General features: G+C 68.4%; 19 protein-coding genes. 13 read left to right on the top strand and 6 right to left on the bottom strand.

The window, feature by feature from the left end:
• Positions 1 to 16: 16 nt before the first annotated feature.
• The gene (locus AC1DJ5_RS11750; RefSeq protein ID WP_441455287.1) at positions 17 to 175 is read left to right on the top strand and encodes a hypothetical protein; all 159 of its coding nucleotides are present in this window, start codon (positions 17 to 19) and stop codon (positions 173 to 175) included.
• A 13-nt stretch (positions 176 to 188) separates the two neighbouring features.
• On the opposite strand, the gene greA is transcribed toward AC1DJ5_RS11750, so the two are convergent.
• On the bottom strand, positions 189 to 665 hold the full coding sequence (greA, locus tag AC1DJ5_RS11745; RefSeq protein WP_477020706.1) for a transcription elongation factor GreA: 477 nt from the start codon (positions 663 to 665) through the stop codon (positions 189 to 191).
• A 48-nt stretch (positions 666 to 713) separates the two neighbouring features.
• On the opposite strand from greA, the gene AC1DJ5_RS11740 reads away from it, so the two are divergent.
• The 3 genes from AC1DJ5_RS11740 to AC1DJ5_RS11730 all read left to right on the top strand — a co-directional run bounded on the left by AC1DJ5_RS11740 (position 714) and on the right by AC1DJ5_RS11730 (position 5,072).
• Complete coding sequence (locus AC1DJ5_RS11740) at positions 714 to 1,949, top strand: BaiN/RdsA family NAD(P)/FAD-dependent oxidoreductase (RefSeq protein ID WP_477020705.1); 1,236 nt, start codon at positions 714 to 716, stop codon at positions 1,947 to 1,949.
• Positions 1,950 to 2,042: 93 nt separating this feature from the next.
• Positions 2,043 to 3,707, top strand: a complete 1,665-nt coding sequence (locus AC1DJ5_RS11735) for a M28 family peptidase (protein ID WP_477020704.1) — start codon at positions 2,043 to 2,045, stop codon at positions 3,705 to 3,707.
• A gap of 219 nt (positions 3,708 to 3,926) precedes the next feature.
• Positions 3,927 to 5,072 (top strand): serine hydrolase domain-containing protein, encoded by a 1,146-nt coding sequence (locus tag AC1DJ5_RS11730; protein WP_477020703.1) that lies wholly within the window; start codon positions 3,927 to 3,929, stop codon positions 5,070 to 5,072.
• 474 nt (positions 5,073 to 5,546) lie between these two features.
• Here AC1DJ5_RS11730 and AC1DJ5_RS11725 read toward each other — a convergent pair whose 3' ends face one another.
• From AC1DJ5_RS11725 to AC1DJ5_RS11715, 3 genes are all read right to left on the bottom strand, one after another.
• Positions 5,547 to 6,098 (bottom strand): YybH family protein, encoded by a 552-nt coding sequence (locus AC1DJ5_RS11725; protein WP_477020702.1) that lies wholly within the window; start codon positions 6,096 to 6,098, stop codon positions 5,547 to 5,549.
• Positions 6,099 to 6,141: 43 nt separating this feature from the next.
• Positions 6,142 to 7,146, bottom strand: a complete 1,005-nt coding sequence (rarD, locus tag AC1DJ5_RS11720) for an EamA family transporter RarD (RefSeq protein ID WP_477020701.1) — start codon at positions 7,144 to 7,146, stop codon at positions 6,142 to 6,144.
• Between the two features lie 111 nt (positions 7,147 to 7,257).
• Positions 7,258 to 8,304: an aspartate-semialdehyde dehydrogenase gene (locus tag AC1DJ5_RS11715; protein WP_477020700.1), complete on the bottom strand. Its 1,047-nt coding sequence runs from the start codon at positions 8,302 to 8,304 to the stop codon at positions 7,258 to 7,260.
• A gap of 158 nt (positions 8,305 to 8,462) precedes the next feature.
• On the opposite strand from AC1DJ5_RS11715, the gene zapE reads away from it, so the two are divergent.
• Positions 8,463 to 9,599, top strand: a complete 1,137-nt coding sequence (gene zapE / locus AC1DJ5_RS11710) for a cell division protein ZapE (RefSeq protein ID WP_477020699.1) — start codon at positions 8,463 to 8,465, stop codon at positions 9,597 to 9,599.
• 32 nt (positions 9,600 to 9,631) lie between these two features.
• Positions 9,632 to 10,183 carry a YbjN domain-containing protein gene (locus AC1DJ5_RS11705; RefSeq protein ID WP_477020698.1) on the top strand — a complete coding sequence of 184 codons (552 nt, stop codon included), beginning with the start codon at positions 9,632 to 9,634 and terminating at the stop codon, positions 10,181 to 10,183.
• Positions 10,184 to 10,335: 152 nt separating this feature from the next.
• On the opposite strand, the gene mdh is transcribed toward AC1DJ5_RS11705, so the two are convergent.
• Positions 10,336 to 11,298 (bottom strand): malate dehydrogenase, encoded by a 963-nt coding sequence (mdh, locus tag AC1DJ5_RS11700; protein ID WP_477020697.1) that lies wholly within the window; start codon positions 11,296 to 11,298, stop codon positions 10,336 to 10,338.
• Between the two features lie 156 nt (positions 11,299 to 11,454).
• Between mdh and AC1DJ5_RS11695 the strand changes: the two genes are divergently transcribed.
• The 7 genes from AC1DJ5_RS11695 (at position 11,455) to AC1DJ5_RS11665 (ending at position 16,679) form a co-directional block, all read left to right on the top strand.
• Positions 11,455 to 11,871, top strand: coding sequence for an HIT domain-containing protein (locus tag AC1DJ5_RS11695; RefSeq protein ID WP_441455273.1), 417 nt, complete (start codon positions 11,455 to 11,457; stop codon positions 11,869 to 11,871).
• Between the two features lie 125 nt (positions 11,872 to 11,996).
• Complete coding sequence (gene sdhC, locus AC1DJ5_RS11690) at positions 11,997 to 12,461, top strand: succinate dehydrogenase, cytochrome b556 subunit (protein WP_441455272.1); 465 nt, start codon at positions 11,997 to 11,999, stop codon at positions 12,459 to 12,461.
• Positions 12,458 to 12,853 (top strand): succinate dehydrogenase, hydrophobic membrane anchor protein, encoded by a 396-nt coding sequence (locus tag AC1DJ5_RS11685; RefSeq protein WP_477020696.1) that lies wholly within the window; start codon positions 12,458 to 12,460, stop codon positions 12,851 to 12,853. The genes sdhC and AC1DJ5_RS11685 overlap by 4 nt, the downstream gene beginning before the upstream one ends.
• 7 nt (positions 12,854 to 12,860) lie before the next feature.
• Positions 12,861 to 14,645: a succinate dehydrogenase flavoprotein subunit gene (gene sdhA, locus AC1DJ5_RS11680; protein ID WP_477020695.1), complete on the top strand. Its 1,785-nt coding sequence runs from the start codon at positions 12,861 to 12,863 to the stop codon at positions 14,643 to 14,645.
• Positions 14,646 to 14,657: 12 nt separating this feature from the next.
• The gene (locus AC1DJ5_RS11675) at positions 14,658 to 15,455 is read left to right on the top strand and encodes a succinate dehydrogenase iron-sulfur subunit (RefSeq protein WP_441455269.1); all 798 of its coding nucleotides are present in this window, start codon (positions 14,658 to 14,660) and stop codon (positions 15,453 to 15,455) included.
• Between the two features lie 113 nt (positions 15,456 to 15,568).
• Positions 15,569 to 15,889, top strand: coding sequence for a 2Fe-2S iron-sulfur cluster-binding protein (locus AC1DJ5_RS11670; RefSeq protein ID WP_300197569.1), 321 nt, complete (start codon positions 15,569 to 15,571; stop codon positions 15,887 to 15,889).
• Between the two features lies 1 nt (position 15,890).
• Positions 15,891 to 16,679 (top strand): kinase, encoded by a 789-nt coding sequence (locus tag AC1DJ5_RS11665; protein ID WP_477020694.1) that lies wholly within the window; start codon positions 15,891 to 15,893, stop codon positions 16,677 to 16,679.
• A gap of 167 nt (positions 16,680 to 16,846) precedes the next feature.
• Here AC1DJ5_RS11665 and AC1DJ5_RS11660 read toward each other — a convergent pair whose 3' ends face one another.
• A complete protein-coding gene (locus AC1DJ5_RS11660; protein ID WP_477020693.1) occupies positions 16,847 to 17,701 on the bottom strand; it encodes an HAD family hydrolase in 855 nt (284 codons plus the stop codon).
• Positions 17,702 to 17,703 lie beyond the last annotated feature (2 nt).

Genomic DNA, 17,703 nt, shown 5'->3' with positions numbered 1-17,703 from the left:
GAAAGGAGGACGACCGATGGAAGACATTCACCGCACTCATAAGGAACCCGCGTGGGGTTGGATCGGCGCCCTGCTGGAGGTCCGCAAGACGGCCGCGCCCGTCAGCGCCAAAACGGCCCGCCCGGCGCGCACCGCAACGCCCGCCGCTGTTCCGGCCCGCCGCGCCGCCTGCTGACGCCTTCGACGACCTAATCGACGGCGACGATCTCGACCGACTGGCCCGCCACGGTCGCCTCGTCGCCCTCGCGCCTGCCCATCAGGGCGCGGGCCAGGGGCGAGACGTGGCTGACGCTGCCCTTGGCCGGATCGGCCTCGTCCTCGCCGACGATGCGCCAGGTCTGGGTCCGCCCGTCCTCGCGTTCGATGGTCACCGAACCGCCGAAGCGCACCCGACCGTCCGCCGTCGTCTCCAGCAGTTGCGCCGTGGCCCGCCGCGCCGACCAGTAGCGCAAGTCGCGCGTGGCCCGCGCCATGGCGGTGCGGTCGGCCTCGATCGACCCCCTGGCCTGAGCGCCCGTATAGGCCGCACGCGCCGCGGCCAGCTCGGCCTCGATCCGGGTCAGGCCTTCGGGCGTGACATGGTTGGGATGGGGCGAGATCGGACGATCCACCAGCTCGGCCGCCGTGGCTTCCAGATCTTCTTCTCGGGTGAAGGCGACGCTCATGGGGACAGAGCGTATGCCGTTCGCGGACGTTCCGGTCTAGAAGAGCCAATGACCGACGCAATTTCCACGACCCCTTCGACCGTAACCGTAATCGGCGCCGGCCCCGCCGGGCTGATGGCCGCCGAACGGCTGGCCCAGGCCGGTCTGCGCGTCACCATCCATGAGCGGATGCCGTCCGTCGGCCGCAAGCTGCTGATGGCCGGTCGCGGCGGGCTGAACCTGACCCATTCGGAGCCGCTGGCGCCCTTCCTCGACCGTTACGGTCCGGCGCGCCCTCAGGCGGCGGCATGGCTGGCGGCCTGGTCCCCGGCCGACCTGACCGCCTGGGCCGAGGGCCTGGGCCAGGAAACCTTCGTCGGATCGTCGGGCCGGGTCTTCCCCAGGACGATGAAGGCCTCGCCCCTGCTGCGGGCCTGGCTGGCGCGGCTGGAGAGCCTGGGCGTCGAGATCCGCGTCCGCTCGCGCTGGACGGGCTGGAAGGCCAATTCTGAGAATGGGGCGCTGACTTTCGACACGCCTGAGGGCGAGGCGCTGAAACGGCCCGACGCCGTGGTTCTGGCCCTGGGCGGCGCCAGCTGGGCCAAGCTGGGCTCCGATGCCGCCTGGGTTCCCTGGCTTGAAGAGGGGGGCGTCGCCGTCGCGCCCTTGCGTCCCTCCAACGTCGGCTTTGACGTCGCCTGGTCGCCCCTGCTGCGCGACCGCTTCGCCGGCCAGCCGCTGAAGGGCGTCGCCGTCACCCACGCCGGCCGAACCGTGCGCGGCGAGGCCATGATCGCCGCCTACGGAATCGAGGGCGGGGTCGTCTATGCCCTGTCGGCGGGCCTGCGCGACGCCATCGAACGCGACGGAACGGCCGAGCTGACGCTGGACCTGCGGCCCGACCTCAGCCGTCCTGCCCTGACCCAGAAACTGCTCAAGCCGCGCGGCAAGGACAGCCTGTCCAACTGGCTGCGCAAGGTCGTCCATCTGGACCCCGCCGCCATCGCCCTGCTGCGCGAAGGCGGCCCGCTGCCGACCGAGCCCGGCCCGCTGGCGGCGCGCATCAAGGGCGTGAGCCTGAGCCTGACCGGGGTTCAGGGTCTGGCCCGCGCCATCTCCTCGGCCGGGGGGGTGAAGCTGGACGCCGTGGACGAGCGGCTGATGCTCAAGGCCCGGCCCGGCGTCTTCGTCGCCGGCGAGATGCTGGACTGGGAGGCCCCCACCGGCGGCTATCTGCTGCAGGCCGCCTTCGCGTCCGGCGTTGTGGCGGCGCAAGGCGTGACGGACTGGCTCAAGGCGCGCTGAAGCCAGACCGGCTCGACCAAAGGCAGGGGTCGACAGGCGCGGCGAGAGGGGGCAGCGTGTCGCCTCCCTTTCGCCGCTGCTCGAGTTTGCCTCATGCCGATGCCCCGTTCCGCCGCCGCGCTGGGCCTGATCGCCGCGCTGATGACCTCGACCTCGGCCCTGGCCCAGACGGCGACACCGGCCGCGCCGACCGGCCGCGTCGATCCCGCCCGGCTGAACGAGGCGACGCGGGTCCTGGCCTCGGACGCGTTCGAGGGCCGCGCCCCCGTCACCCCCGGCGAGGACAAGACCATCGAATGGCTGACCCAGCAGTTCGCGGCGCGCGGCCTGGAACCCGGCGGCCCCGACGGCCAGTGGGTCCAGATCGCCGAGGTCAGCCGCACCAAGCAGGACGGCCCGGCGACCATCAGCGTCGCCTCGCACGGCCGAACCACGGCCCTGCGACGCGGGCCTGACGTCGTGGTCTCCAGCGACCGGCCAGTCAGTCATATCACGCTGAAGGACGCGCCCCTGGTCTTCGTCGGCTATGGCGTCGATGCGCCGGAGCGCAGTTGGGACGACTACAAGGGCGTCGATCTGCGCGGCAAGATCATGCTGGTCCTGGTCAACGACCCCGACTTCAACGCGCCGGAAGGCCACCCGGTGGCGGGCAAGTTCGACGGCCAGGCCATGACCTTCGCCGGGCGCTGGACCTACAAGTTCCAGGAGGCGGCGGCGCAGGGCGCGGCGGGCGTCCTGGTCATCCACGACACGGCGGGGGCGGGCTATCCCTGGTCGACGCTGGAGAACTCCTCGGTCGCGCCCAAGTTCGACATCGTCCGCGCCGATCCCGACAAGGAGCGTGTGGCCGCTCAAGGGTGGATTCAGGGCGCCGTGGCCGAGAAGCTGTTCCAGGACGCCGGCCTCGACTTCGCGGCGCTGAAGGCCCAGGCGTGGACGCCGGACTTCCAGCCGGTGACGCTGGACGGCGTGACCATGTCCATCGACTTCGGTCAGGTGGCCGACCGGGTGCAGACCCGCAACGTCATGGCCCGCCTGCCGGGCGCGACCCACCCGGACGAGACGGTCATGTTCGGCGCCCACTGGGACGCCTATGGCCGGGCCACGCCCAAGAACGGCGACGACATCTATAACGGCGCCGTGGACAATGCGACCGGCGTGGCGGCGGTGCTGGAGCTGGCACGCCTGTTCGCCGAGGGGCCGCGCCCGGAACGATCGACCGTCTTCGTCAGCTGGGCGGCCGAGGAGACCGGCCTGCTGGGGGCCGAATACTACGCCGCCAATCCGGTCTGGCCGCTGGAGACCACGGTCGCCAACATCAACATGGACAGCCTGCTGCCGGGGACCGAGATCGACCCCAACATCGTCGTCATCGGCGCGGGCAAGAACGATCTGGACGACCGGCTGGCCGTGCTGGCGGGCCGCGAAGGCCGCCGCCTGATCCCCGATCCAGCGCCCCAGGCCGGGGCCTTCTATCGCTCGGACCACTTCCCGCTGGCGAGGAAGGGCGTGCCCGCCCTGTTCGCCGCCGCCGGCTTCACCGGCCACAACGCCGCCAGCCGCGACTATGTCGCCAACCGCTATCATCAGCCTACGGACGAATGGACCCCGGAGTGGAAGATGGACGCCGCCGCCGCCGATGTTCAGCTGCTGTATGAGGTCGGCTACGCTCTGGCCAACTCGCGCGACTGGCCGGCCTGGAAGCCGGGCGACGAGTTCGAAGCGGCGCGTCAGGCGTCGGCTGCCGCGCGCAAGTAGCCACGGCGCCCCGCCTCTTCCCTTCGTCATTCCCGGGCCTGTCCCGGGAATCCAGAGACGCCGTCGCTGGGCGCGCAGTCGTCGCCCCCGCGCAACAGGCATATCTCGATGTTTCTGGATCCCCGGCACAAGGCCGGGGATGACGCTATAAGGAAGGGACGCGTCCTGCGCCCGCCATGCGAGTGTAGGAGAACGCGGCCCCACTGCCCGATGGACCCCATGACCGACCGACCCGAAATCCACGGCCTCTGCCCAACCCGTTTCAACGCGGTGAAGGACGCCTTCGCCGCCAACTTCGTCGAAGCGCCCGAGGGGCTGAACGAGTTGGCCGCGCGCTTCTCTGTCGTCATCGAGGGCGAGGTCGCGCTGGACCTGTGGGCAGGGTCGGCCGATCTGGCGGGGACCAGGTCCTTCGCCGAGGACACGCTGGTTCCGGTCTTCTCGACCGGCAAGGCGGTGATGGCTCTGATGATCGCTCGCTGCGTGGACAAGGGCCTGCTGTCCTATGAGGACCGGGTCGCCGACCACTGGCCGGCCTTTGGCGCGGCGGGCAAGGAGGCGCTGACCGTCGGCCAGTTGATGAGCCACCAGTCGGGCCTGCCGGGCTTTTCCGACGGGGTCGAACCGGCCATCTGGTTCGACCGACAGGCCGTGCTGGACAAGCTGGCGGCCCAGGCGCCGCTGTGGGCGCCGGGCACCGCGTCAGGATACCACCCTATCACCATCGGCTATCTGGCCGGCGAGTTGTTCCGCATCGTCGATGGACGCAGCATGGGGACGGCGCTGCGCGAAGACTTCGCCGCGCCCTTTGATCTGGACCTGTGGATCGGCCTGCCCGAGAGCGAGCATGGGCGGGTGGCGCAGATGAGAAAGCCCGCCGCGGCGCCGGACCTCGGCCCCATCGACGCGATCAAGAAGGCCGCCTTCCTCGACCGGGGCTCGGCCCCGGGCGGGCGCGGCTCGACCGAGTGGCGGATGGCCGAAATCCCCTCGGCCAACCTGCACGGCACAGCCAGGGATCTGGCGCGAATGATGTCCCTGGTCGCCATGGGCGGGGCGCTGGACGGCCGGACGATGCTGTCAGCCGAGACGCTGGAACAGGCGACGCGCGAACGCATCCGGGGCTTCGACAAGGTGGTGCCCTTCGACATGAGCTGGGCGGCCGGCTTCATGCGCAACGAGAGCCTGAAGGTCTTCGGCCCCAACCCCCAGACGGTCGGCCACACCGGCTGGGGCGGATCGATGGCCTTCGCCGATCCGGGCGCCCGCGTCTCGGCGGCCTATGTCATGACGCGCCAGTCGCCGCATCTGATCGGCGACCCGCGCGCCCTGCGGCTGGTCGAGGCGCTCTACACCGCGCTGTAGGGGCGCCGGCGTTGCACCGTGCAGCGAAAAAAAACAGTGCAATTGGTGCAATGGATCAGACCTTCCCCTCTCCCGATGGGAGAGGGCTTGAGCCTCCAAGAGCGAAGCGATGGGCAAGGCGAAAGGGTGAGGGTACCTCGCATCATTCGGCCTTAGCCTTAGCGCGGATGGTCCATATGAACGGACGCTGTTCTTGAAGAACCCGCGCATCTGGGGTGAGGCGGCGGCTTACGCCGACTGAAAGCTTGAACCCTCACCCTTTCGCCTGACGGATCGCCTTCGGCTCTCCGAGGCTCAAGCCCTCTCCCACAGGGAGAGGGTATTGCGGTGGGTTGAGCGGACGATGTGAAAGACCAGGCGTCAAATATGGCCCAGTCCTTGACCCAGGCTGGAATCCTCCAACGAGAAGCGTCCAATCTCAATGAAACATGGGCATCGGCGCGTCGCGTCATGCGCAAGGTCGGCGCGAGCGCCTCAGGCGTCGGCGCCCCAGGCCAGTTGGTCGTGGACGATGCGCCAGCCGTCGGGCGTGCGGCGCAGGACGCGGGTGAACAGGCCGCGATGGGTCTTGGCGTTGCGACGCAGCACGACGCGGCCCGAGACCACCGTGGTGTTGACGTCGAACTGCAGGGTCTCGAACCACTCATAGGTCATGACGCCCAGCCCGCCCGGCTGGGCGGCGCGGGCCTGAAGCGCCGAGCGCACGGCGTCCGGCCCTTTGAGCGGCGTGTCGCCGAGGAAGACCAGCAGGGGCTCGTCGGCCACATAGGTCGCCATCACCGCATCGACGTCGCCGGACGACCAGGCCTCGGCGGCGGCGTCCAGAGTACTGCTGACGGCGTCGAAGGTCTCGGCCGTGGTGGGCAAGACGAGGGGCGGGGAGGAGGCGGCGGGAGGCTCGGTCCGGACGGTGCGGATGACGTCGTCGCCGCCCCCCCGTATGGCGACGCTCTGAGCGCAGGCGGCGGAACCGCCGGCGAGCGCGACGGATAGGGCGAGGGCGGCGAGGGAGCGGGCGCGGATCATCGTCCCTTCTAGGCTGGAACGCCCGCCGATCTCAACGCGAGCGTCAGCGCGGAGGTGATCGCTCGTCGTCCAGCGCCGCCATGCGGTCCTCGGCGGGGTCGTCCAGCAGGCCGGGTTCGGGCGCGACGATGGTCTCGGCCGTGCGGCTGGCGCGGCGCACCTTGAGCACGGCGCCGACGGCGAAGACGGCGGCCCCCAGCCAGATGAAGGCGAAGGAGGCGATGCGCAGCGCGCCCAGCGCCTCGCCCTGCATCGCGCCGATGAAGAAGACGATGGTCGGGGCCAGAAACTGCAGGAAGCCCATGCTGGACAGGGGCATGCGCCGCGCCGCCCAGGCGAACAGGGCCAGCGGAATGACCGTGGCCGGACCGGCGAACAGCAGCCAGAAGGTGGCGGCGGGCGAGGCGGTGAAATGCCCCTGTCCGGTCGTCTGGATATAGACGACCCAGGCCAGGCCCGGCGCTGCCAGCAGCAGACATTCCATGAACAGGCCGGTCTGGGCGTCGACCGCGACGCGCTTGCGAATGATGCCGTAGGCCGCGAAGCTGAAGGCCAGCAGCAGCGACACCCAGGGCGCGTGGCCCAGCGCCAGGGTCTGAAGCACCACCCCGATCGCCGCCAGGCCGATCGCGGCCGCGCCGAAACGGTCGATCCGTTCACGGAACAACCAGGCCCCGGCGGCCATGTTGAGCAAGGGGTTGAGATAGTAGCCGAGCGAGGCGTCCAGCGTCCGTCCGTTGTTCACGGCGATGACATAGGTGGTCCAGTTGGCAGCGATCAGCACCGCCGACAGGGCCAGCCAGCCCAGCACCCTGGGCTGACGGAAGACAGCCAGCACCTGGGTCCACTGACGCGCGATCAGCACCAGCAGCAGGGACCAGATCAGGCCCCAGACGGCGCGGTGGCCCATGATCTCCCAGGCGTCGGCGCCCTGATGCGCCATCTGCTGGAAGACCAGGGGGATGAATCCCCAGAGCAGATAGCAGCCCACTCCGGCCATCAGGGCGGCGCGGGCTTCGGACGAGTTCGGGGAGGGGGACGCGGTCACAGGGCGGACCTTTCGGCCTCCGCCGCGCCAGAGGCGCGACAGAGGCTTGGAGAGGATGGACGAGGCCTCAAGCAGCCCCGCACCGCGTGCGGGGCGTTAGGCCCCCTTCATTTAGACAGTCAGCGTGCGATAGCCGCTGGACGGGGTGATGACGCCGGTTTCGTCCAGCAGCTGGGCGATCTGCACGGCGTTCAGCGCCGCGCCCTTGCGCAGGTTGTCGGACACGACCCAGAAGGACAGGCCGTTCTCGACGGTCGGGTCCTTGCGGATGCGGCTGACGAAGACAGCATGGTCGCCGGCGGCGTCGACGGGGGTGATGTAGCCGTCGTGCTCCAACTTATCGATGACCATGACGCCCGGGGCGTCGCGCAGGATTTCGCGGGCCTCGTCCGGCTCGATCGGGCGATCGAACTCGACCGTCACGGCTTCGGAGTGGCCGACGAAGACCGGCACGCGCACGCAGGTCACGGTCAGCTTGATCGACGGGTCGAGCATCTTGTGCGTCTCCTCCCACATCTTGGCTTCCTCGTCGGTGTAGCCGTCGTCGCGGAACGAGCCGATGTAGGGGATGACGTTGAAGGCGATCTGCTTGGGGAACTTCTTGGGCGTGGCGTCGCCCAGGCCGTAGATGGCCTTGGTCTGGTTCCACAGCTCGTCCATGCCCTCCTTGCCCGCACCCGAAACGGACTGGTAGGTCGAGACGACGACGCGCTTGATCTTGGCCGCGTCATGCAGCGGCTTCAGCGCCACGACCAGTTGCGCCGTCGAGCAGTTGGGGTTGGCGACGATGTTCTTCTTGCGCGCCAGCTTGATCGCGTCGGGGTTCACTTCCGGCACGATCAGCGGCACGTCGGGGTCCATGCGGAAGGCCGAGGAGTTGTCGATGACGATAGGACCGGCCTTGCCGATCTTCTCGGACCACTCCTTCGAGACCTTGCCGCCGGCGCTCATCAGAACGACGTCGACGGTGGAGAAGTCGAACTGCTCCAGGTCTTCGCACTTCAGCGTCTTGTCGCCGAAGGAGACCTCCACGCCTTTGGATTTTCGTGAGGCGATCGCATGCATCTTATCGACGGGGAAGTTCAGTTCCTCGATGATGTTCATCATTTCGCGACCGACATTGCCGGTGGCGCCAACGACGGCGACGCGATAGCCCATGACTAAATTATCCTTGTAGGGGGCGCTGGGGAGAAAAGCGGTTCTGCATTTGGGTCTTTCGCAAGCGCGAAGCAACCAGTTTTCACCAATTTTCCGCCCGCAACGCCACGGCAGCCCCCGCCTTTCCTGATCCGCTCCATGGGGCTATGCCGCTGGGCATGACCTCCCGTATCCGCAACGCCTACGACATCCGCGTCGAAGAGGGCGTCATCGCCCCCGATCCGATGCAGCAAGACCTGCTGGCCTCACTCGAGCGGCTGGAGACGGATCTGGCCAGAAAGGGCCTGTTCGGCCGACCGCCCGAGGTCCCGGGCATCTACATCTGGGGCCCGCCGGGACGCGGCAAGTCCATGCTGATGGACCTGTTCTATTCGGCCACGCCCGAGCAGAAGAAGGTGCGCGCCCACTTCCACGCCTTCATGGCCCGCATCCACGACCTGGTGAAACAGTGGCGCGAGGGCGACGCCCGAACCCGCAAGGCGGTGTTCGGAACCAGCAAGGGCGACGATCCCATCCCCCCGATCGCCGCCCTGATCGCCTCGGAAGCCCGGCTGCTGTGCTTTGACGAACTGCAGGTCACCGACATCGCCGACGCCATGATCCTGGGCCGGCTGTTCGAGGCCCTGTTCGAGAAGCGGGTGGTGCTGGCCGTCACCTCCAACCGCGCGCCCGAGGACCTCTACAGGCACGGCATCAACCGCCAGCTCTTCCTGCCCTTCATCGACATCCTGCGCACGCGTTGCGACGTGGTGGAGACGGCGGGGGCGCGCGACTTCCGCCTGGACCGCATGGCCGGAGCCAAGGTCTGGTTCGCGCCGCTGGACGCGACGGCGCGGGACGGCTTCGAGGCCCTGTGGTCGGACCTCAAGGGCGGCGAGCCTGAGGAGCCGGCCGCCCTGCCCGTCCTGGGCCGCCAGGTGCGGGTCGAGCGGACGGTCGGCGGCATGGCGCGGGCCACCTTCGCCGAATTGTGCGGAACGCCGCTGGGGCCGCAGGATTATCTGGCCATCGCCCGGCGCTTCCACACCCTGTTCCTGTCGGACGTGCCGACCCTCAGCCCGGCCAATCACCATGAGGCGCGGCGTCTGGTGACCCTGATCGACGCGCTTTATGAGGCCAAGACGCGGCTGGCGGTGCTGGCCGCGGCCGAGCCCGAAGCCCTCTACGCCGAAGGGGTCGGCGCCTTCGAGTTCGAGCGCACCGTGTCCCGCCTGAACGAGATGCGCAGCGCCTCCTGGCTGGAGCAGGCGGATCACGCGGTGGAAAAGGATGAACTGGCGTCCGCCCACGGCTGAGCTAGGGTGGGCGAAACCGAACGGAGACGCCCGTGACCGCCGCCTTCAGCGCCCTCGCCCTCGCCGCCGCCCTTGCGGCCAGCCCGACCCCCACATTGGCCCAGGCGCCCGCCGCCCAGCCCTCAGCAGCCCCGGCCCCGACGCCCGCGGCGACCGGCCTGCCCGTCGCCGCCGTGGTCGACTGGCTGAAGACGCAGGGCTTGTCGGTCGGCCAGGTGCAGGGCGGAACCGAGCCCTATGTCCAGGTGCGCGAGAGCGGGGATTTGGCGTGGACGATCACGTTCAACAGTTGCGAAAATCTGGTCTGCGGCGACCTGCAGTTCAGCGCCGGGTTCAGCAATCCTCAGGTGACGCTGGACAAGGTCAACGGCTGGAACGCAGAGCGGCGCTTCGCCAAGGCCTTCTACGAGGCCCCCTCGGCCGGCCGCGCCGACGGCGCCGCCATCTTCCAGCAGGACGTCATGCTGCTGAACGGCATCGGCCCGTCGCAACTAACGGATTCCGTGGCCGTCTGGCGCAGCCTGCTGCCCGCCTTCGCCCTCCACGTCGGCTACTTCACGCCCGGCGCCGCCCCGGCCAACTGACACGAAAAAGGGCCGCGCCTTCCGGCACGGCCCCTTCTCATTTGTTCGGCCGCGGTCAGAAGGCTCCGCCTTCTCGACCCGACGCGGCCGGGGCGCCTAAGCGCTCAAGCAGCGAGGCTCCGCGAGCCGAGCGATAGCGCCTCTTCGCTGGCTTAAGCCAGCGAAGGCTCGATGTCCTTGCAGGCCTGGATCAGGCCGTTCACCGATTCCACCGACTTGGCGAACATCGCCTTTTCTTCGTCGTTGGTGGTGAACTCGACGATCTTCTCGACGCCGCCGGCGCCGATCAGGGCCGGCACGCCGACGTAGAGGTCCGACAGGCCGTATTCGCCCGACAGCCAGACGGCGCAGGGCAGGACGCGCTTCTGGTCCAGCAGGTAGGACTTGGCCATGGCGATGGCCGATTCAGCCGGAGCGTAGAAGGCCGAGCCGGTCTTCAGCAGGGCCACGATCTCGCCGCCGCCCTTGCGGGTGCGCTCGACGATGGCGTCCAGGTCGGCCTGGCTCAGGAAGCCGGCGGCGACGGCGTCCGGCAGCGGCAGACCGCCGACCGTCGAGTGGCGCACCATCGGCACCATGTCGTCGCCGTGACCGCCCAGAGTCCAGGCGTGGATGTCCTGCACCGAGACGCCGGTCTTTTCCGCCAGGAAGTAGGCGAAGCGCGCCGAGTCCAGCACGCCGGCCATGCCGACGACCTTGGCTTTCGGCAGGCCCGAGAACTTCTGCAAAGCCCAGACCATGGCGTCGAGCGGGTTGGTGATGCAGATGACGAAGGCGTTAGGGGCGTGGGTCTTGATGCCCTCGCCGACGGCCTTCATGACCTTGAGGTTGATGCCGATCAGGTCGTCGCGGCTCATGCCCGGCTTGCGCGGCACGCCGGCGGTGACGATGCAGATGTCGGCGCCGGCGATGCCGGCGTAGTCGTTGACGCCCTTCAGGGCCACGTCCTGGCCGAAGACGGCCGAGGCCTCGGCGATGTCGAGGGCTTTGCCTTGCGGCGTGCCTTCGGCGATGTCGAACAGGATGACGTCGCCCAGCGCCTCGCGCGCGGCCACGTGGGCCAGGGTTCCGCCGATCATTCCGGCGCCGATAAGGGCGATCTTCGCGCGAGCCATAGAGGTCTCTCCAGTCGATGTTGCGTGTGCGAAACGGTACTCGATGGCGGGCGGTCTAGACCCGCAGCGGAGCGGGAGCAAGCATCCGGCGTTGCGCCCTTGGTCGGCCCCTGCGACGCTGGACGGGCCGTCCCGACCCCCGCAGGAAACGCCGCCATGTCCTCGTTCGCTCCCGATCCCGCCTTCGAGGCCGGGTCCGTCTTCGCCGCCGACTGGCCCCTGTGCCAGGTGCGGCTGCAGGACGACGCCCGCTTTCCCTGGCTGATCCTGCTGCCGCGCGTGGACGGGGCGGTCGAACTGGACGATCTGACGCCGCAGCAGCGCGCGATCCTGACCGAGGAGATCGTTCGGGCCGGCGACGTGGTGCGCGCCCTGGGTCAGGCGGCGGGCCGCCCCATCGACAAGCTGAACACGGCGGCGCTGGGCAATGTCACCCGCCAGCTTCACGTCCATGTCGTCGGTCGTCGCCGCGACGACGGCCTGTGGCCGGATCCGATCTGGGGGCGGCGCGGGGCGACGCCCCTGGCCGCGGCGGATCGTATGGCGGCCTTGCGCCTTATATCGAGAGAGTGATCAGGAAATCGCGATCCGCGGCGCTTATCCGCCCCGGTTCGTTGACACCCGGCCTTTGCGGTCACTAAAGCCTATCGCACTGCAACCGGCTCTGTTTTTCAACGGGTCTTTTGAGAATCATTCGCATGTCGAACCTCCCCAAGGATGCGGGCGACGCCAGCAGCGACCCGACCGGCCGCTACGTCCGCCATCCCAACGGCCACGTCGCGCCGATGTCGCCCTTCACCGACGTCTGGCGGTGGCACATCACCATGACGGCCTCGATCCTGTTCCGCGTCACCATCGGCGCGGCCACCGTCGGCGCCGTCCTGCTGCTGGGCTGGATCGCCGCCCTGGCCTCGGGACCCGACGCCTATGCCAAGGTCCTGGCCTGCTCGGCCTCGCCGTTCGGCCTGTTCATCTGGTTCGGCCTGACGCTGGTGCTGTTCTCCTTCCTGCTGAACGGCGCGCGCCACCTGATCAACGACACGGGCGCCGGGCTTGACCTGAAGACCGCCAATCTGATGGCTCATGTCGCCGTCTGGGGCCCCGTGGTCCTGACCGTGCTGTTCTGGGTCGTTCTGTTCGCCGCCGGAAAGGTTTCGCTGTGAGCGCCGCCCCCAAGTTCAAGAACAATGTGAAAATCTCCGAGCGTCACGGCGCCGGCGAATGGAAGGTCGAGAAGCTCGCGTTGGCGGCCCTGATGCCGCTGGGCCTGTGGATCCTGTCGACCGGCTTCACCCTGGCGGGCGCCGGTTACGACGCCGTCGTCGCCTGGTTCGGCAGCGCGCTGAACGCCGGCCTGCTGGCCGTGACGTCGCTGGTCTTCTTCCTGTTCGCCAGCCTGGCCTGGAAGGTCATCATCGAGGACTACGTCCCCGCCTCGTCCCGGTCGGCCCTGATCCGGGTCTCGAACCTCGTCTTCCTCGTGCTGGCCGCCGCCAGCATCTTCTTCATCGTGCGTGTGGCGATGGGCTCCGCCCCGCTGCCCGCCGGAGTCTGATCCCGTCATGGCTGCTTACGAGCTTATCGATCACGAATACGACGTCGTCGTCGTCGGCGCGGGCGGTTCGGGCCTGCGCGCGGCCCTCGGCGCCGCCCAGCAGGGCCTGAAGGTCGCCTGCGTCACCAAGGTCTTCCCCACGCGCTCGCACACCGTGGCCGCCCAGGGCGGCATCTCGGCTTCGCTGGGCAACATGGGCGAGGACAGCTGGCAATGGCACATGTACGACACCGTCAAGGGGTCGGACTGGCTGGGCGATCAGGACGCCATCGAATACCTGGTCCGTAACGCGCCCAAGGCCGTTTACGAGCTGGAACACTGGGGCGTGCCCTTCAGCCGCACCGAAGAAGGCAAGATCTACCAGCGCGCCTTCGGCGGCATGACCCGCAACTTCGGCGAAGGCCCGGTGCAGCGCACCTGCGCCGCCGCCGACCGCACCGGCCACGCCATCCTGCACACCCTATACGGCCAGTCGGTCCGTCGCGAGGTCAAGTTCTTCGTCGAATACTTCGCCCTGGACCTGATCATGCAGGACGGCGCCTGCACCGGCGTCACCGCCCTGCAGCTCGACACCGGCCAGATGCACCAGTTCCGCGCCAAGATGGTGGTGCTGGCGACCGGTGGTTACGGCCGGGCCTATTTCTCGGCCACCTCGGCCCACACCTGCACCGGCGACGGCAACGCCATGGTGCTGCGCGCCGGCCTGCCGCTGCAGGACATGGAGTTCGTGCAGTTCCACCCGACCGGCATCTACGGCGCCGGCTGCCTGATCACCGAGGGCGCACGCGGTGAAGGCGGCTACCTGACCAACTCGGAAGGCGAGCGCTTCATGGAGCGCTATGCGCCGACCGTGAAGGACCTGGCCCCGCGCGACATGGTCAGCCGCTCCATGACCATCGAGATCCGCGAAGGTCGCGGCGTGGGTCCGAACAAGGACCACATCTATCTGCACCTGGACCACCTGGATCCCAAGATCCTGCACGCGCGCCTGCCGGGCATTTCGGAATCGGCCAAGATCTTCGCCGGCGTCGATGTGACCAAGGAGCCGATCCCAGTCCTGCCCACCGTCCACTACAACATGGGCGGCATCCCGACGAACTATCACGGCGAAGTCCTGACGCTGCGCGACGGCAACCCCGACAGCGTGGTTCCGGGCCTGATGGCCGTGGGCGAGGCGGCTTGCGTCTCGGTGCATGGCGCCAACCGCCTGGGCTCCAACTCGCTGACCGACCTGGTCGTGTTCGGCCGCGCCGTCGGCCTGCGCTGCGGTGAAGTCGTCGACAAGGCCTCGGCCGTGCCGTCGGCTTCCAAGGCCCAGACCGACGAACACCTGGCTCGCCTGGACCGCTTCCGCAACGCCTCGGGTTCGACCCCGACCGCCCACCTGCGCCTCGAAATGCAGCGCGCCATGCAGTCGGACGCCGCCGTCTTCCGTACCGGCAAGACGCTGGAAGAAGGGGTCGCCAAGCTGCGCTCGATCGACGCCGCCGGCACCGACATCAAGACCACCGATCGCGGCCTGATCTGGAACACGGACCTGATGGAGACGCTGGAGTACGACAACCTGATCGCTCAGGCCGTCGTCACCATCGAAGGCGCGCTGAACCGCACGGAATCGCGCGGCGCCCACGCCCGCGAGGACTTCCCGGACCGGGACGACGTCAACTGGATGAAGCACACCCTGGCGTGGAAGCGTCCCGGCGAAGGCGTCCAGATCGACTACCGTCCAGTCCACAAATACACGATGTCTAAGGACATCGAGTACATCGAGCCCAAGGCTCGGGTTTACTAAGGGCGCACGCAGATGGTTCAACTCACCCTCCCGCGCGGTTCCAAGCCCTCGAACGGCAAGGTCCACAAGGCCCCGGCTGGCGCCAAGAACGTCAAGACCTACAAGGTCTATCGCTACGATCCCGAGGTGGATTCCGATCCGCGCTGGGACAGCTTCGAGGTCTCGACCGACGATCACGGCCCCATGCTTCTGGACGCCCTGATCCACATCAAGAACGAGATCGACCCGACCCTGTCGTTCCGTCGCTCGTGCCGTGAAGGCATCTGCGGCTCGTGCTCGATGAACATCGACGGCCGCAACACCCTGGCCTGCACCAAGGGCTGGGACGAGTGCTCGTCGCACAACATCACCATCGCCCCCCTGCCCCACCAGCCGGTGGTCAAGGACCTGGTGACGGACCTGTCGCTGTTCTACGCCCAGTACGACTCGATCCAGCCCTACCTCCAGTCCGACACCCCGGACCCGGAGCAGGAGCGCCTGCAGTCGCCCGCCGACCGCGAGAAGCTGGACGGCCTGTACGAGTGCATCCTGTGCGCCTGCTGCTCGACCTCCTGCCCCAGCTACTGGTGGAACCAGGAAGAGTACCTCGGCCCGGCGGCCCTGCTGCAGTCCTACCGCTGGATTTCGGACAGCCGCGACGACGCGACCCAGAAGCGCCTCGACGACCTCGAGGACCCGTTCAAGCTCTATCGCTGCCACACGATCATGAACTGCGCCCAGGTCTGCCCCAAGGGGCTGAACCCGGCCAAGGCGATCGCCGAGACCAAGAAGCTGATGGTCGCGCCGAGCCGCAAGAAGACGGCGGCCTGACGCTTAAGCCCCTCCGATCCGAACAGCCCCCGGCGCCGTCAGGCTCCGGGGGTTTTTCATGGCCGCCGCGCGCCGGGGCTTGCCACCGGCGCAGGCGAGGCTAAGACGCCTGCATGGCCAAGATCACCTATATCGAGCACGACGGGACCGAGCACACGGTCGAGGTCAAGAACGGCCTTTCCGTCATGGAAGGCGCGATCCGCAACAACGTCCCCGGCATCGATGCGGACTGCGGCGGCGCCTGCGCCTGCGCCACCTGCCATGTCTATGTGGACGAGAATTTCGCCTCGGAAACGGGCCGCCCCTCGGCCATGGAAGAGTCGATGCTCGACTTCGCCGAGAACGTCGAGCCGAACAGCCGCCTGTCCTGCCAGATCCGCGTCAGCGACGACCTGGACGGTCTGATCGTGCGTCTGCCGCAAAGCCAGCACTGAGATGATCGACGCCCGGCTGCTGGACGCGGTCGGGGCCTTGATCGCCGCCCACGCCCGGCCGGGCCATATCCCGCTGATCGGGATCGCCGGCGCGCAAGGATCGGGCAAGACCACCCTGGCGCGCGCCGCCGCCCAGCGGCTGGGCGCGGCGCATCTGTCGCTGGACGACGTCTATCTGACGAAAGCCGAGCGCGAGGCCAAGGGCAGGGCGGTCCATCCCCTGTTCGCCGTGCGCGGCCCGCCCGGAACGCATGATCTGGCGCTGCTGGAGACGACCGTGTCCGCCCTGCGCGCCGCCGGACCCGAGCGCCGCACGCCGCTTCCCTCCTTCGACAAGCTGACCGACGACCGCCGCCCGGAGGCCGACTGGCCGGTGTTCGCGGGCCGGCCGTCGGCGGTCCTGGTCGACGGCTGGTGCCTGGGCGCGACGGCGCAGTCCGACGCTGAACTGGTCGAGCCGATCAATGCGCTAGAATGCGAGCGGGACGGGCAGGGGATCTGGCGCCGCGCGGTCAACGCGGAACTGGCCGGCCCTTACGCCGCCCTGTTCGCCCGCTTCGACGCCATCCTGTTCCTCAAGGCGCCGTCGTTCGACGCCGTGCTGGACTGGCGCTGCCAACAGGAGGCGGGACTGTTGGGCCTCGCCCCCGCCGATCTGCCGGCTCAACGCCGCGCCGAACTGGCCGTCTTCATCCAGGCCTTCGAGCGCCTCACCCGCTCCATGCTGACGGGCGGGGTGCAGGTCGATCTGACGATCACGCTGGATCGCAACCGCGCCATCCAGCTCTAGGAGCAGGTCCCCTTCCTTCTCCCCTTGCGGGAGAAGGTGGCGGCCGAAGGCCGACGGATGAGGGGTCTCTCGACATCGGATGGCCGCCGCGAGTTGAACGTCCCACAACCCCTCATCCGACCTCGCTCCGCTCGCCCACCTTCTCCCGCAAGGGGAGAAGGATGAACTTAGTCCGCCGGCATGCGGCCGTAGTTGACGGCGATGCGGCCGATCAGGCCCTTGACGATCAGGTCGACCGGGGCGCCCTCGCGATAGTCGCCCTCGGCGACGAAGTTGACGCGGTCCTCCGAGATCAGGCGGTGGATCTTGTTGTGGTCGCGCGGGGTGTTGTCGGGGTCATAGACGGCGATGGAGAAGCCGCCCTTGGTGTGCATCATCTTCATGGTCGGCACGTCGGTGTCGCCGTCGCCGAGGAAGATCATCCGGTCGAAGGGGATGGGACGTTCCTCGTCGGGGATGAAACGGTTGATGCGCTCGTCGTCCCAGTGGTTGTGGACGCCCTTGTTGATGCGGAACAGGTACTGGGTCTTGGTGGTGTAGTTGACGCCGACCGCCGGCCAGACAGCCACTTCATTGTCGTCATAGGCGTATTTCGAGGCGAAGACGTGGGTGAAGGCCTCGGCGATGGGGCAGCCCTGGATCATCTCCTCCAGCCCGGCCGAGATGATGTAGTGCTCGATCTCCAAACCATACTGGGCGCCGAATTCGTTCATGCGGTCGAACCAGGAGCGGTCGCGCAGGCCCTCGAACAGGGCCACGTCGCGGCCGTGGTCCTGCAGCGTCTGGCGCGTCACCGGCGCGCCCTGTTCGCGGGCCGTCTGCAGCATCATCTGCATGTACATCAAGATGCCGTCGCCGTCGGAGGCGATGGTCCGTGGGCGGACGGTCTCGTTCCAGAACTGGGCCGGCGTCATCCCGATCGAGGGAATGAAGCTGACCTCCTGCATATTGCCCCGCGCCAGGGTGCCGTCGAAATCATAGATGATGGCGGTCTTGAGCAGGGGGCGGGTGGTGTCGGCCATGA

The sequence above is a fragment of the Brevundimonas sp. 01N35 genome, assembly GCF_056399785.1.
The sequence above is the reverse complement of the archived record's forward strand: the minus strand, read 5'-3'. Positions and strand labels throughout refer to the sequence as shown.

Excerpts from the sequence above, each read along its gene's own strand:
- AC1DJ5_RS11750 (WP_441455287.1), top strand. The coding sequence starts at position 17 with ATGGAAGACATTCACCGCACTCATAAGGAACCCGCGTGGGGTTGGATC.
- AC1DJ5_RS11665 (WP_477020694.1), top strand. The coding sequence starts at position 15,891 with ATGATCGACGCCCGGCTGCTGGACGCGGTCGGGGCCTTGATCGCCGCC.
- sdhC (WP_441455272.1), top strand. The coding sequence starts at position 11,997 with ATGTCGAACCTCCCCAAGGATGCGGGCGACGCCAGCAGCGACCCGACC.
- AC1DJ5_RS11730 (WP_477020703.1), top strand. The coding sequence starts at position 3,927 with ATGACCGACCGACCCGAAATCCACGGCCTCTGCCCAACCCGTTTCAAC.
- AC1DJ5_RS11725 (WP_477020702.1), bottom strand. The coding sequence starts at position 6,098 with ATGATCCGCGCCCGCTCCCTCGCCGCCCTCGCCCTATCCGTCGCGCTC.
- AC1DJ5_RS11740 (WP_477020705.1), top strand. The coding sequence starts at position 714 with ATGACCGACGCAATTTCCACGACCCCTTCGACCGTAACCGTAATCGGC.
- AC1DJ5_RS11695 (WP_441455273.1), top strand. The coding sequence starts at position 11,455 with ATGTCCTCGTTCGCTCCCGATCCCGCCTTCGAGGCCGGGTCCGTCTTC.
- greA (WP_477020706.1), bottom strand. The coding sequence starts at position 665 with ATGAGCGTCGCCTTCACCCGAGAAGAAGATCTGGAAGCCACGGCGGCC.
- AC1DJ5_RS11735 (WP_477020704.1), top strand. The coding sequence starts at position 2,043 with ATGCCGATGCCCCGTTCCGCCGCCGCGCTGGGCCTGATCGCCGCGCTG.
- zapE (WP_477020699.1), top strand. The coding sequence starts at position 8,463 with ATGACCTCCCGTATCCGCAACGCCTACGACATCCGCGTCGAAGAGGGC.
- AC1DJ5_RS11670 (WP_300197569.1), top strand. The coding sequence starts at position 15,569 with ATGGCCAAGATCACCTATATCGAGCACGACGGGACCGAGCACACGGTC.
- AC1DJ5_RS11715 (WP_477020700.1), bottom strand. The coding sequence starts at position 8,304 with ATGGGCTATCGCGTCGCCGTCGTTGGCGCCACCGGCAATGTCGGTCGC.
- mdh (WP_477020697.1), bottom strand. The coding sequence starts at position 11,298 with ATGGCTCGCGCGAAGATCGCCCTTATCGGCGCCGGAATGATCGGCGGA.
- sdhA (WP_477020695.1), top strand. The coding sequence starts at position 12,861 with ATGGCTGCTTACGAGCTTATCGATCACGAATACGACGTCGTCGTCGTC.
- AC1DJ5_RS11675 (WP_441455269.1), top strand. The coding sequence starts at position 14,658 with ATGGTTCAACTCACCCTCCCGCGCGGTTCCAAGCCCTCGAACGGCAAG.
- AC1DJ5_RS11660 (WP_477020693.1), bottom strand. The coding sequence starts at position 17,701 with ATGGCCGACACCACCCGCCCCCTGCTCAAGACCGCCATCATCTATGAT.